The sequence below is a fragment of the Nitrosopumilus cobalaminigenes genome, from assembly GCF_013407145.1.
In the GTDB taxonomy this organism is placed as follows: Archaea; Thermoproteota; Nitrososphaeria; order Nitrososphaerales; family Nitrosopumilaceae; genus Nitrosopumilus; species Nitrosopumilus cobalaminigenes.
In genome coordinates, this window is record NZ_CP026993.1 from 1,173,065 (window position 1) to 1,185,048 (window position 11,984).

The 11,984-nt window shown below is 33.8% G+C and carries 16 protein-coding genes; 6 read left to right on the plus strand and 10 right to left on the minus strand.

What is annotated here, in order from left to right; translation table 11 throughout:
- Nucleotides 1–38 precede the first annotated feature (38 nt).
- Together C5F47_RS07245 and C5F47_RS07250 are read right to left on the minus strand one after the other, a co-directional pair.
- A complete protein-coding gene (locus tag C5F47_RS07245) occupies nucleotides 39–641 on the minus strand; it encodes a hypothetical protein (protein WP_179360426.1) in 603 nt (200 codons plus the stop codon).
- A gap of 25 nt (nucleotides 642–666) precedes the next feature.
- A complete protein-coding gene (locus tag C5F47_RS07250; protein WP_179360427.1) occupies nucleotides 667–1,008 on the minus strand; it encodes a helix-turn-helix transcriptional regulator in 342 nt (113 codons plus the stop codon).
- Nucleotides 1,009–1,103: 95 nt separating this feature from the next.
- On the opposite strand from C5F47_RS07250, the gene C5F47_RS07255 reads away from it, so the two are divergent.
- A complete protein-coding gene (locus tag C5F47_RS07255) occupies nucleotides 1,104–1,628 on the plus strand; it encodes a cupredoxin domain-containing protein (RefSeq protein ID WP_179360428.1) in 525 nt (174 codons plus the stop codon).
- A gap of 57 nt (nucleotides 1,629–1,685) precedes the next feature.
- On the opposite strand, the gene C5F47_RS07260 is transcribed toward C5F47_RS07255, so the two are convergent.
- The 4 genes from C5F47_RS07260 to C5F47_RS07275 are packed head-to-tail and all read right to left on the minus strand — an operon-like array spanning nucleotide 1,686 to nucleotide 5,472.
- Entirely contained in the window at nucleotides 1,686–2,447 is a 762-nt protein-coding gene (locus tag C5F47_RS07260; protein WP_179360429.1) for an enoyl-CoA hydratase/isomerase family protein, read from the minus strand.
- A 36-nt stretch (nucleotides 2,448–2,483) separates the two neighbouring features.
- On the minus strand, nucleotides 2,484–4,601 hold the full coding sequence (locus C5F47_RS07265; protein WP_179360430.1) for a 3-hydroxypropionate--CoA ligase: 2,118 nt from the start codon (nucleotides 4,599–4,601) through the stop codon (nucleotides 2,484–2,486).
- 42 nt (nucleotides 4,602–4,643) lie between these two features.
- The gene (locus tag C5F47_RS07270; protein ID WP_179360431.1) at nucleotides 4,644–5,327 is read right to left on the minus strand and encodes a type 1 glutamine amidotransferase; all 684 of its coding nucleotides are present in this window, start codon (nucleotides 5,325–5,327) and stop codon (nucleotides 4,644–4,646) included.
- A 4-nt stretch (nucleotides 5,328–5,331) separates the two neighbouring features.
- Nucleotides 5,332–5,472 (minus strand): hypothetical protein, encoded by a 141-nt coding sequence (locus C5F47_RS07275; protein WP_179360432.1) that lies wholly within the window; start codon nucleotides 5,470–5,472, stop codon nucleotides 5,332–5,334.
- A gap of 84 nt (nucleotides 5,473–5,556) precedes the next feature.
- Here C5F47_RS07275 and C5F47_RS07280 point away from each other — a divergent pair, with 84 nt between their 5' ends.
- The gene (locus C5F47_RS07280) at nucleotides 5,557–5,934 is read left to right on the plus strand and encodes a toprim domain-containing protein (protein ID WP_179360433.1); all 378 of its coding nucleotides are present in this window, start codon (nucleotides 5,557–5,559) and stop codon (nucleotides 5,932–5,934) included.
- A gap of 2 nt (nucleotides 5,935–5,936) precedes the next feature.
- Here the strand turns inward: C5F47_RS07280 and C5F47_RS07285 are convergent, their stop codons facing one another.
- Together C5F47_RS07285 and C5F47_RS07290 are read right to left on the minus strand one after the other, a co-directional pair.
- Nucleotides 5,937–7,211 (minus strand): Glu/Leu/Phe/Val family dehydrogenase, encoded by a 1,275-nt coding sequence (locus C5F47_RS07285; RefSeq protein WP_179360434.1) that lies wholly within the window; start codon nucleotides 7,209–7,211, stop codon nucleotides 5,937–5,939.
- Between the two features lie 69 nt (nucleotides 7,212–7,280).
- Nucleotides 7,281–7,664 carry an ArsR/SmtB family transcription factor gene (locus C5F47_RS07290; protein ID WP_179360435.1) on the minus strand — a complete coding sequence of 128 codons (384 nt, stop codon included), beginning with the start codon at nucleotides 7,662–7,664 and terminating at the stop codon, nucleotides 7,281–7,283.
- 110 nt (nucleotides 7,665–7,774) lie between these two features.
- Here C5F47_RS07290 and C5F47_RS07295 point away from each other — a divergent pair, with 110 nt between their 5' ends.
- The 3 genes from C5F47_RS07295 to C5F47_RS07305 are packed head-to-tail and all read left to right on the plus strand — an operon-like array spanning nucleotide 7,775 to nucleotide 10,390.
- The gene (locus tag C5F47_RS07295; protein WP_179360436.1) at nucleotides 7,775–8,500 is read left to right on the plus strand and encodes an archaeal proteasome endopeptidase complex subunit alpha; all 726 of its coding nucleotides are present in this window, start codon (nucleotides 7,775–7,777) and stop codon (nucleotides 8,498–8,500) included.
- A 49-nt stretch (nucleotides 8,501–8,549) separates the two neighbouring features.
- Nucleotides 8,550–9,239, plus strand: a complete 690-nt coding sequence (locus C5F47_RS07300) for a class I SAM-dependent methyltransferase (protein ID WP_179360437.1) — start codon at nucleotides 8,550–8,552, stop codon at nucleotides 9,237–9,239.
- Nucleotides 9,236–10,390 carry an MFS transporter gene (locus C5F47_RS07305; RefSeq protein ID WP_179360438.1) on the plus strand — a complete coding sequence of 385 codons (1,155 nt, stop codon included), beginning with the start codon at nucleotides 9,236–9,238 and terminating at the stop codon, nucleotides 10,388–10,390. Before C5F47_RS07300 ends, C5F47_RS07305 begins: the two co-directional genes overlap by 4 nt.
- On the opposite strand, the gene C5F47_RS07310 is transcribed toward C5F47_RS07305, so the two are convergent.
- Nucleotides 10,387–10,701 carry a P-II family nitrogen regulator gene (locus tag C5F47_RS07310; protein ID WP_179360439.1) on the minus strand — a complete coding sequence of 105 codons (315 nt, stop codon included), beginning with the start codon at nucleotides 10,699–10,701 and terminating at the stop codon, nucleotides 10,387–10,389. The genes C5F47_RS07305 and C5F47_RS07310 overlap by 4 nt on opposite strands.
- 130 nt (nucleotides 10,702–10,831) lie before the next feature.
- On the opposite strand from C5F47_RS07310, the gene C5F47_RS07315 reads away from it, so the two are divergent.
- Entirely contained in the window at nucleotides 10,832–11,179 is a 348-nt protein-coding gene (locus tag C5F47_RS07315) for a Sec-independent protein translocase subunit TatA/TatB (RefSeq protein WP_179360440.1), read from the plus strand.
- A 1-nt stretch (nucleotide 11,180) separates the two neighbouring features.
- Here C5F47_RS07315 and C5F47_RS07320 read toward each other — a convergent pair whose 3' ends face one another.
- Entirely contained in the window at nucleotides 11,181–11,957 is a 777-nt protein-coding gene (locus tag C5F47_RS07320; protein ID WP_179360441.1) for a DNA-methyltransferase, read from the minus strand.
- Nucleotides 11,958–11,984: the final 27 nt, after the last annotated feature.

Sequence of the window (11,984 nt, forward strand, 5' to 3'; positions counted from 1 at the left end):
TTTTATGAAAAGTGATATTTCAAAGGGTTAATTGAATTTCAATTATGATAATCATGTTCATTGAAGTCTGAACCCAATGATACAGATAAGATAACTGTAGTATCAGTAGTCTGAAATTTTAATTCTTTTTCAGGTAAGAAACTACGAAATACTTGAGTAAGCAATTGTTCTGTAAAGACAGACCATTTCAATCCCAAATCATGTTGAATTAAAAATATGTGCATGTCACCTTCTACTCTATGATCAGAATTCATTCCAGATGCACGCATATAGTCTTCTAATGTTTCAACACAACGTTTTAGATCATATCCACCTTTGATAAACAAAACAGTATCCTTTATCATAGGAAACATCAATGTGATAATTTCATCAATATCTTTTCCATCTAATTCTCCACCTAATGCTTCAAGTATCCCTTTAGGAACTGGAATCATTCCAATTTTACTTGAAAAACGATCCCATTGGACATATTTTTCTAAAATCTGTCTCACCAAAACATTTTGGGAAATACCTTTCTGAGTAGATTCTGTTTCTAATTCTGAGACCAATTTTTCTGGAAGTCTATAGGTAATACTACGAGTAGATTCCTTTTTTGAAGAATGTATTTGTCGTTTTGTAGAAGTAAGGTTATTGTCCATCATTTTACTCTACAAAGACCCTCAAAGATTAACTTCCGCGTGAAGTATTTGGTACTAGTTCAACAGTAGTTACTTCTAAATCACATTTTAGAGAAATGGATTTTACTCTACTCTTGTATAGAAAATATTTTTTTCCATCTTGATTTATTGAACCAGAGATAGCAAGTAATTTTGCATCATATAGGGTTTGTAAACGTCGATATACAGTACTAATAGGAATTTTCTTTTCACCAGAAATTTCCATTGCAGACTTTGGTTTTTCCAGAGTATTATGGAGGATTAATTTACAATACTTGTCAGCAAGGATTTCCAAAATTACTTGCTTTCTTTCATCATCCATTATTTTTTGAGATTGAACTAATTCTTGCATGAAAAAATAGGTTCAAAATTAGTTATAACAGATTTGACCGCAGTGCAAGACAATGTGTACTCATGTGATAAATCATCCAAAAGGCATTTTTGACTATGAAACACAGATCAATGAAAATATCAATAATTACAATGGTGTTTTCAATTCTATTAGTTTCAGTTACAGCTAATCAAGCAGCTGCAGAATCAGTTCCAGAATGGGTTAAAAATAATGCATTATGGTATGGCCAGGGAGATATTTCTGAAACAGAATTTCTCAATGCAATTAAATTTTTGATCGAAAATGGAGTAATTGTGATTGAGTCTGCTGAAGAAGTTGTATCAGAAGCAATGGAAGCACAAATAATCATTCCTAATGGAAATTTTGATGTATCAGGTAGTGGGGTTTACTTGCCATTGAATCTCGAAATTACCACAAACACCAAAGTAACATGGGTAAATGATGATTCTGTTCCACATAACATCCAAAGCCAAGATGAGCTTGGAAATGTGATTGATTTGTTCAATAGTCCTCCATTAAACACCGGAGACAGATTTGAGTTTACATTTGAAGAAGCAGGTGTATACAATTACTATTGTTCATTCCATCCTTGGAGAGTGGGAGTAGTTTCAGTAAAGTAGAGTTTTAGAAACTCTAACTTTTTTTAATAAATAAAATAAGAAAGAAATTAGAAATAGCTATTTCTTTGATTTGTTTACAAATGCTGTCATGCGTTCTTCCCGGTCTGGATGAGTAAAGCAATTTCTCCAAGCAAGTAATTCTAGTGCAAGACCAGTATCAAGATCTGCATTTCTTCCTTTGTTGATTGCAACTTTAGACATCTGAACGCCCATGGTTGAGTTTCCAGCAATTTGTTGTGCCATTTTCAAAGCTTCTTCTTCTAATGATGCAAGAGGAACTACATGGTTTACTAAACCAATTTCTTTTGCTTCTTCTGCTTTGACCATCTTACCTGTGTAAACAAGTTCTTTTGCTTTTGCTATTCCCACAATTCTCATTAATCTTTGAGTGCCACCCCATCCTGGAGGGACACCAATTGTTACTTCTGGTTGACCTAGTCTAGCAGTATCTGCTGCTATTCTAATATCACAAGACATTGCAAGTTCACAACCTCCACCTAAAGCAAAGCCGTTTACTGCTGCAATAGTTGGTTGTTTTACCAATTCAACAGTTGCAGTAACAAGTTGACCTGTCTTGGCATATTCCACTGATTCATCTGCAGAGATTTTAGACATATATTCAATATCTGCACCAGCAGAAAATGCCTTTTCTCCTTCACCAGTCAAAATAATTACTTTGACATTGTCATTTTGGCTTAGTTCTTCAAAAGTTTTGATTAGTTCTTTTGCAACATCAGTATTCATAGCATTGAGTTTGTCAGGTCTGTTAATTTTGACAGTACAAATGCCATCAGAAGTAGATGTGGTAACTAGTGACATAATAATTTGCCAAGAGATATGGGAATTAAATGTTCTCTATTTTCCACGTACTTTGCCCCATTGAGCTAAAGCAGAAGCGGCTGCCACCCAAGTTCTAAGGTCTTGGTAAACTGGAACATTGTGTTTCTCAATTAATTTAATCATTTTTTCAGTATATGGACCTCCATTTCCACCGGCAAGAATTGGTTTCTTCTTTTTCTTTGAAAGATCAGCTAGATAACCAACGATTGTTTCTTCAAGAGGATCATCCTGGAAAACAAACCAAGGCATTGCAATATCAATATTATTTTCATCCAAGAATTGTTGGATGACAAATCTATAGTCATCTGCAGTAGCACCACCACCAACATCTGCAGGATTACCATTATGAATTGGAACAGTTGGTGGGAAATGATCCTTAATCTTTTTCATAATTTTTGGAGATAATTTTCCAATTGTAAGACCTAATCGTTCTAATTGATCAATACCACCAATCATCGGTCCAGCACCATTACTGGTCATAGCAACTTTGTTACCCTTTGCAGGAGGTTGCCAGGCTAGTGCCTTTAACACTCCAACTAATTCTTGATAACTGTCAACTGAAATTATTCCTGCTTGTTTGAATGCACCCATAATCATTGCATTTGAACCTCCAAGTGAGCCTGTGTGTGATGCAGCTTGTTTTGCACCTGCAGCAGTTCTACCACTCTTCCAAATTACAATAGGTTTCTTTTTCTCTTTCATTACTCGTTTAGCAGTATTGATGAATTTTCTACCATCACCAAATCCTTCAACGTATAATCCAATAACTTTGGTTTGAGGATCATTTGCAGCATACCATATCATATCTGCCTCATCAACATCAGAACGATTACCAAAACTAATCATCTTAGACAAACCAAACAAATCAGCACTTTCTAACATACTAATTCCCATTGTTCCACTTTGTGAAAAGAATGCAACATTTCCTAATTTAGAACGTACCATTCTTTCTTGTCCTTGGAATGCACAATCAAGACGATTTGCTGCATTAAACATTCCAATACAATTAGGACCAACTACACGAATTTTGTGTTTTATTGATAACTCTTTTACTTCAGCTTCCATTGCGGCTCTATCACCACCAAGTTCTTTTCCTCCACCTGAAACAATTACAACATTATGGATTCCTTTCTTTGCACATGTCTTCATAATCGGTCCACATAAAGACAAGTCAATACAAACAACAACAAGATCAACCTTTGCAGGTATATCTTCTAATGAAGGATAACATTTGATTCCAAGAATTGATTTTTGTTTAGGATTAATTGGATATACTTTACCTTTGTAATCTTGTTTTCCTAGTGCATCTAATACAGAATTACCAATTTTGCCAGGGGTCGCAGATGCTCCAACTAATGCAACAGACTTTGGAGTGAAGAAAGACTCCATTGATGTAATGTTTGGTTTTGCTTTTGAGATTGAATTTTTAGTTAATTTGTTATTTAGAATAATTTTTGCATCAACAACATAGTGGGATTTTGGATAAACGATTACTGGATTAAAGTCAATGCTGTTAATGTAATCAGCATTTTCTACACCCAATTTTCCAATTTGAACTAACATTTTTGCCATCATATTAAGATCAATTGGTGCACTTCCTCTGAAACCTTTGAAAAGTTTGGAACCCTTGAGTTCGTTAATCATTGATTTTGCATCAGATGTTGAAATTGGTAACATTCTAAATGCAACATCTTTGAAAACTTCAGTCATTACACCACCTAATCCAGCCATAATCATTGGACCAAATTGTGGATCATTTTGAATACCTACAATAATTTCAACGCCTTTTGGAACCATTTTTTCCAAAAGAATTCCTTTAACTTCAACACCTTTCTTTTTTGATAAACGACCATACATGTCATTGAATGTTTTTTTAACATCATTGACATTATCAATTCCAACTTTCACTCCACCAACATCAGTCTTGTGTAAAATTTGTGGAGATACAACTTTCATTACAAGAGGAAATCCAATTTTCTTTGCTTGTTTTGCAGCTTCTTCGGCAGAAGTAGCAAGTGCATAAGGTGGAACCTTCACTCCATAAGTTTTGAGAATAGATTTTGATAATTCTTCAGTAATGACTTTGTGATCTGTTTGAATAGTTTCTTCAAAAATTTTCTTAACAGTGGCCATCTTTCGATCGATAAAATTAGAATTAACTATATTAAACTTTGGTCAAAGTTGAAATGTTAATTTGAAATTATTGTAAAAATTCTTCATATTTGATTTTACAGTTGAAATATTTTCAACAATATCTGAACGGATTTTTTGTGGATCGATATATGGAATTTCTCGGAGTTTATCTTCAGTATTATCAAGCCAGAGGTTGATCATCTCTTCATTTACCTCAAGATGAAATTGTAGACCAACTGCACTCTTGAATTGAAATGCCTGATTGGAGTAATGTTCAGACGAGGCTAATTGGATAGCCCCAGAGGGTAAATCAAAGGTATCACCATGCCAATGAAATACAGTAAATGGATTTTTGAAGTTAGTAAAAAGTGGAGAATTTCCAGTGGTTTTCAAATCATCATAAAATCCAATTTCTTTTCGTGGTCCACGATAAACTTTGGCACCAAAGGTTTTGGCAATTAACTGCGAACCTAAACAAATACCAAGTACAGGAGTATTATTCTCAACAGATTTTTTGATTAAATCTTGTTCTGCTTGGAGATAAGGTAAATCATCATTTGCACTTTCGGGTGCACCTAAAATTACAACTAGAGAAAAATCTTTGTCGGGAAGTTTGTCATGTTTTGCATTTACAGATGTAATATCAAATCCATCTTTTTGTAACAATTCACCCAAATATCCTGAACCTTCAATTCTTGTGTTTTGTACAAGTAATACTCTAGACATTTTTCTAAACGTCTTTCCCTGTAACTACCCACTCAAGACTTCGGAGAACACCTTGATAGTATTTCATGGCATCCATAGATTCAGTTTTAATCAACCTCTCTTCAATTTCTTTTCTATATTCTGCAATTTCTATTTCAGTTTTCATTAAACATGGTGAAAAGAAAGTACTGAATTAACTTATTGGTAAAATTCAGATTGTATTTTAATATGATTGAATGGATTCAGTATTATGTTAGTTACTGAACAAGAGATTTTAGAATTAAAAAAATTTGTTTTTGAATTAAATTCTATAGAAAAAAGTGCGGTCATAGTAGAAGGGAAACGAGATTCTAATGCTTTAAGAAAATTAGGTTTTTCAGGCAAAGTTTTAGAATATCATAGATTTGGAGGGATGAATAATTTTGCAGATTCTGTTGCAAAATACGATAGACTGATTATTCTTTTTGATAGAGACAAAAAGGGTAGAACCTTAACTGGAAAAACAATTCAATTGTTACAAAGAAGAACTAGAGTGGATCTTTCTTTCAAAAGAAAACTACGAATTATCACAAAAGGGAAAATTATGTTTATAGAACAACTAGTGAGTTACGAATCTTTTCTAGCCTAAGATTATGGCCAGATGCCTTTTTGGTTAAAGGCCTCAAGAACTCTTTCTACTGCCAAAACCATGGTTGCTTTTCTCATGTCAATTTTGTGCTTTTTAGATAAAGCGTAAGCATCTTTGAAGCCCTTTGTGATATTTTTCTCCATCTTATTTGCAACCTCATCAAATGACCAATAGTATCCAGTGTTATTTTGAACCCATTCCAAGTATGAAATACATACACCACCAGAGTTTGCCAAGATATCAGGAATTACTAAAATTTTCTTTTTGAGGATAATTGGATCTGCTTCAGGTAAAGTTGGACCATTAGCAGCTTCTGCAATAATCTTACATTGAAGTTTATTTGCAATTTTTGCATTGATTTGATTTTCTAATGCACCTGGAACTAGAACATCACATTTCGTTGTAAGTAGTTCTTCAGTTGAGATTTTTTTGCTTCCAGGAAATCCTACTACAGAGCCTTTCTTTTCTTTGTGTTCAAGGATTTTGCTGACCTTTGCACCTTTTGGAATTGAAATAGAGCCTTTAGAATCACTAACTGCAATAACCTTTGCGCCCATTTTTTCAAGATATTCTCCTGCAAACGTTGATGCATTACCAAATCCTTGTAAGACGACTTTGGCACCTTTAAGATTTAGTTTAATTGCTTTTGCAGCTTCTCTTACTGTATATGCTGCTCCTAATCCAGTTGCAACATTTCTTGCAAGTGAGCCTCCCATAGAAATGGGCTTGCCAGTAATTACACCTGGAGAATATTTGTTGCCGTTTAGTTTGCTAAATGTATCCATAATTTGTGTCATCTCTCTACCTGTTGTGTAAACATCTGGTGCTGGGATATCTTTTTCAGGTCCAATAATTTCAGAAATTTTGTATGCAAATTGTCTTGTTAGTCTCTCCATTTCACCATCACTGAGTTTCTCAGTTTTTGGATTAACATAGATTGCACCTTTACCTCCGCCAAGAGGAATATCTACAATTGCACATTTCCAAGTCATCCATGAAGAAAGTGCCATGACTTCGCGTTCCATATATTCAACACCACCTTCTGGGTTAAAGTAACGAATACCTCCTTTGTATGGACCTCTGTCATTGTTATGTTGACTTCTAAAACCTGTGAAAACTCTAATTTTTCCATTATCCATTTTTACTGGAATTTTTACTCTCATCATTTTATTTGGCATTGCCAAATATTCACGTAATTCTTTGTCTTTGATTCCTAAAATATCACATGCATCATTAACTTGTTTTGTTGCATTTGCAAATGGATCGTGTTTGACCAAGATGATTTTGAAAACGGTGTATATTATATTAAGTTTAGTTCAAAATTTCAGATCGCAAATCCTGAATTGTCACAGATAGACTTTGGTATGATTCATCTTTCTATCAAGTTTGTCAATTGCTTCATCAAGTGCACCAATATTCATCTCAAGGAAATTTGAAAGATGGAAGATTGCACCGTATTTCTCTCCAATTTTTGAAACCATGTTATTTTTCTCGAGGACTTTCATGTGATGTTGAACTGCCTTGTAGTCAAGATCAAGTTCTTTTGCCAACTGATGAGTATTGTATGGTTGATCCAGAAGATGAATGATTATTCGTAATCGTGTAAATCCACCCCTAGTACTAGTAAACAAATACAACAAAAGCTTTCTAGTCTGCTTGTCAGTCTTTCTTTGATCTGGATTTTGTTTAGACTTTATGATTTCTTTGAATTCTAGGAGTTGGTTAGGCATATTTCTTGAATTGGTTTTGTCATTTTTACTTAAAACCCTATTTCCAGATCTTTTCCATATTCAGGCAAGACAATTACCCTTAAATTGACTGAGGATGAACTCGTGATATTATGATGGCATCAAGAGGTTACGATATGACCCCTACCATGTATTCTCCAGACGGTAGAATTTACCAAGTCGAATATGCCATTGAGACAGTGAAAAGAGGAACTTTAGCAATAGGTATTGCAACCAAACAAGGAGTAATCATGGCAGTTGAAGAAAAGCCTCGTACTTTACAAACTAGTAATATTACACAGAAAATTTTTCAAGTAGATTACCACATTGGTGTAGCAGCAGCAGGATACATTCCAGATGCACGTGTTCAAGTAGATGGTGCAAGATTTTTCTCACAAGGAAATAGAATGACATATGATGAATCTGTTGAAGTTGCAACAGTTGCTAAACATCTAGCAGACCAAGCCCATCAATTTACACAATATGGTGGAGTACGACCAAATGGTGTCTCTATGATAATTGCAGGAATTGATCAAAAAGGTGAATCAATCTATGTCACTGATCCAAGTGGAACATATGTTCAATTTGCAGCAATTGCAATTGGAGCAGGTTCTGATGACGTAAATGCATTTTTGGAAAAACATTACAAAGATGATTTGAGTTTAGACGATGCAGCATCATTAGCTATTGCAGCAATTAATCTAAAAGCAGAAGCAAAAGATGGAGTCAATAATATCAAAATGGCCAAAGTTACATCTGAAGCAAAAATCTTTGAAAAAGTTTCAGAATCTGATTTACAAAATTATTCTCAAAACGCATCAAAGTTTGCTGCACAGTAAACTCTTTGATTTGAAAACTATTCAAACAAGTATACAGAGACGATAGATTATGGGTTTAGGAAGTTATTGGGGAGAAGTAATGGAAGTACTTCGAGAAATTATTCCAATTTACGATAAAGTCAATTCAATTATTTCATTAGGCAAAGATAAGGAACATCGAATTCGCGGAATTTCAAAAAGAGTGCTCCCAGGAAACAAAATTCTTGATGCAGGCTCTGGTTTTGGAAACATGTCAAAGACTGCAATGAAATTAACTGATGGAAAAATCTCAATCACACTCTATGATCCACTTGTTCCAATGTTAAAAAATACAGGGACTTTTTTTGAAGAAACTCCAGATATGGCAAATGGTGTTTTTGAGCACATACCATTCAAAGATGAAGAGTTTGATGCAGTATTATGCGGATATTCCCTACGAGATGCAATTAATCTAAGAATAGCAATTTCTGAAATACACAGAGTGCTAAAAAAAGATGGAAGATTTGTAATCGTAGATTTAGGGAAACCTGATGAAGCATTTTTCAGAGCAGGAGTTTCGTTTTATTTGAGATGTATTCTACCCATTTTGGCATTTGCTGCAGGAGGCAGATTGGGATTAAAATTTGGAACATTATATGGAACTTACAAAAGATGGCCACAAAACAAAAAACTAGAAGGATTAATTCTAGAAAAATTTTCCAGAGTAGAGTTTGAGAAAGATCTTATGGGCGGAGCAATAATGGTTGCCGCATACAAATGAATAGAGTTCTCATACTAGTCAACATCACTGGTTTAATCATAGGTATTTCATATGGATTACACGGTCCAATCTTACCAGTATTTGCAAAAAACATCATTGGTGCATCATATTCTGAATTGGGATTAATCGGATTAACAAATTTCATCCCTTACATGTTCATCCCTCTTTTTGTAGGAATTTTACTTGACAGAATTAACAATGGCTATTTGTTATCATTAGGTGCTGCGATAAATTCTGCATCAGTCTATCTATTATCCATTGCACAATCCGTTCCAGAAATAATGGGTTTTAGAATAATGACGGGCGTTGCACATGCATTTTTCTGGCCCCCATGTGAAGCAATTATTTCAAATGAAAGTTCAGAGAAAAACAGAGTAAAACACATTTCATGGTTTACAATGTTTTTTGTAATTGGGTTCATGGTAGGACCATTGCTGGGAACAGCATTACTAGAAGGCCTTGATGTTACATACAGAATATTATTCCAAATTGCAGCATTTATTCTGGCAGCTGCCATAATTACTTCACTTTTAGCCTCAAGAAAGAGTGTCAAAAAGCATCATGAACGATTTTCATTTTCATCAATAAAGGAAATGAAAAGATTTCCTGAAGTTATCATATTATTGATTTTTTGTACATCTTCGTTTGGAATAATCCTCACAATTTATCCAGCATTTCTAAACGATAATGGAATGTCTGCTACAGACATTTTGTTATTGTTCTTTGTTTTTGGAATATCTAGAGTTGTATCTCTTGCATTAGCAGGAAAGTTTGCAAGAAAAACAAGTCAGACGTTGATTGCAGGAACTATTGCAGTATCAGCAGGATTGGCAATATCTGTTGTTGCAGATTCAATCATTACTTTTGGAATTGCCTTAGTTCTGATGGGGTTTGGATTTAGTATATTTTTCCCACTAACATTGGAGATTATTTTAAGTAAAACTCGAAAAGGAATTTCAGGTAAAATTATTGGCGCATATGAAACAGTTTTCGGTATGGGATGGGCAATAGGACCAACAATAGGAGGTCCAATTACTCAGTCATTTGGAAACGAAACACCATACATAGTATTTTGTATAATAGGAATTGGAGTTGCGCTATTTGCAATTAGTGCTAGAAAGAAACTAGAACCGCAGAGATTTTCCAATTAGATGTCCATTGTTCCACGTTTTTTGGTGCAGATATCAAGTGCATCAACTATTTCAGTTACAAAGACCTTACCATCACCTTTCGTTCCAGTACAAGCAACATGTGCAATTGCATCAATAACCTCATCTAGTTTAGGATCATCTACAACACAAATGATCATATCTCTACTGAAATATTGTCCAACTAACGGAGGATCTTGTGATCCTTGTCCTTGAACTTGATGAGTAGTTACGCCGCCAACGCCAATCTTTTTGATTGCAGCAATTACTGCATCTTTTGCTCCAGATTGAACGATTGCTTCAATTTTTTTCATAAATTTTCTCTATTTTGAATTTCTTTAAATCAATACGTGCATTCTCATATGTGATATTCAATGATGAAATTGATAATTCACGCATAAATCAAGACATTAGGTTTAATTTTAAACTAAAAAATACCAAGACATGTTTGGGGATTTGCTAAATATTGGTGGCAGTGAATGGATGATAATTATTTTTGTAGCACTAGTATTGATTTTAGGAACTGGAAAACTTCCAGGAGCTGCAAAGAAAATGGGAAAAGCAGTCAACGAATACAATAAAGCTAAAAATGAAATTCAAGAACAGATGAAAGAAGTTACTGAAGAAGTGCCAAAAATTTCAGGGCCTGTTGAAACAGAACGAGAAAAATTAGAAATGATTGCAAAATCAGCAGGAGTCAAAATTGAAGGGAAAACAGATGACGAATTAAGAGAAAGTATTGCTTCAAAAATGGGTCAAAAAAGAACAGACGTAACTGAAAAAAACGAATAAATTATTTTGATTTTTTTATTCGATAAGTATCAGTGTCAAGTCGTTTTTTAGCAAATTTGTAATAATCTGGAACAATCTCAAATCCCAAGTATTTTCTTTTAAGCGATTTACTAACTACAGCAACTTGGCCAGAACCAAGAAATGGATCAAATACAGTATCATTTTTTTCACTTGAATATTCTAATAATTTTTTAATAATTTCAGAAGGAAGTTTAGTAGGAGTTTTTTCATCCCCCGTCCAATATTCTCTTTTGATATCCCATACATCTTCCTTGTCTTTGTAATGAAGACTTCGACCATCTTCATTTTTATCATCTTTTTTGAACCTAGAGAAGGGGAAAAATTTTCTTTTCTTATCGTCCTTACAAACGTAAAGACAATGATAATGAGAAGTGACAAATTTTCTTTTAGTTACTACTCCAAATTGATATTTCCAAATCACATGATTTACAGTAGTAAATCCAATATCATCTAATGCACGTAAAATATCTTTTAGGTTATTCCATCCTGAAAAAATATACATGCTTCCAGAGTCTTTTAAAATTCTGTAAACTTCACTCATCCAAGCAAATGTAAAATCATAATAATCTTCAGGTTTTATCTCATTATAGCCAGATAATACTCTTGATGATGTTCTGTTATAATTTGCCTTTTTTGCCTTAAAATTTATGGCAAATGGAGGATCAGTTATGACAAGATCAATTTTGTTTTTAGGAATTAATTTCATTCCTTCAATACAGTTTTGATTGTAAATTTTGTTAATTTCTATTTTTTTCATTTTTAAATTCAAGACTCTGTTCTATCT

Bases quoted from the DNA above. Each gene is read 5' to 3' on its own strand.
- C5F47_RS07245 (WP_179360426.1), bottom strand. From the start codon at position 641: ATGATGGACAATAACCTTACTTCTACAAAACGACAAATACATTCTTCA.
- C5F47_RS07250 (WP_179360427.1), bottom strand. From the start codon at position 1,008: ATGCAAGAATTAGTTCAATCTCAAAAAATAATGGATGATGAAAGAAAG.
- C5F47_RS07255 (WP_179360428.1), top strand. From the start codon at position 1,104: ATGAAACACAGATCAATGAAAATATCAATAATTACAATGGTGTTTTCA.
- C5F47_RS07260 (WP_179360429.1), bottom strand. From the start codon at position 2,447: ATGTCACTAGTTACCACATCTACTTCTGATGGCATTTGTACTGTCAAA.
- C5F47_RS07265 (WP_179360430.1), bottom strand. From the start codon at position 4,601: ATGGCCACTGTTAAGAAAATTTTTGAAGAAACTATTCAAACAGATCAC.
- C5F47_RS07270 (WP_179360431.1), bottom strand. From the start codon at position 5,327: ATGTCTAGAGTATTACTTGTACAAAACACAAGAATTGAAGGTTCAGGA.
- C5F47_RS07275 (WP_179360432.1), bottom strand. From the start codon at position 5,472: ATGAAAACTGAAATAGAAATTGCAGAATATAGAAAAGAAATTGAAGAG.
- C5F47_RS07280 (WP_179360433.1), top strand. From the start codon at position 5,557: ATGTTAGTTACTGAACAAGAGATTTTAGAATTAAAAAAATTTGTTTTT.
- C5F47_RS07290 (WP_179360435.1), bottom strand. From the start codon at position 7,664: ATGCCTAACCAACTCCTAGAATTCAAAGAAATCATAAAGTCTAAACAA.
- C5F47_RS07295 (WP_179360436.1), top strand. From the start codon at position 7,775: ATGATGGCATCAAGAGGTTACGATATGACCCCTACCATGTATTCTCCA.
- C5F47_RS07300 (WP_179360437.1), top strand. From the start codon at position 8,550: ATGGGTTTAGGAAGTTATTGGGGAGAAGTAATGGAAGTACTTCGAGAA.
- C5F47_RS07305 (WP_179360438.1), top strand. From the start codon at position 9,236: ATGAATAGAGTTCTCATACTAGTCAACATCACTGGTTTAATCATAGGT.
- C5F47_RS07310 (WP_179360439.1), bottom strand. From the start codon at position 10,701: ATGAAAAAAATTGAAGCAATCGTTCAATCTGGAGCAAAAGATGCAGTA.
- C5F47_RS07315 (WP_179360440.1), top strand. From the start codon at position 10,832: ATGTTTGGGGATTTGCTAAATATTGGTGGCAGTGAATGGATGATAATT.
- C5F47_RS07320 (WP_179360441.1), bottom strand. From the start codon at position 11,957: ATGAAAAAAATAGAAATTAACAAAATTTACAATCAAAACTGTATTGAA.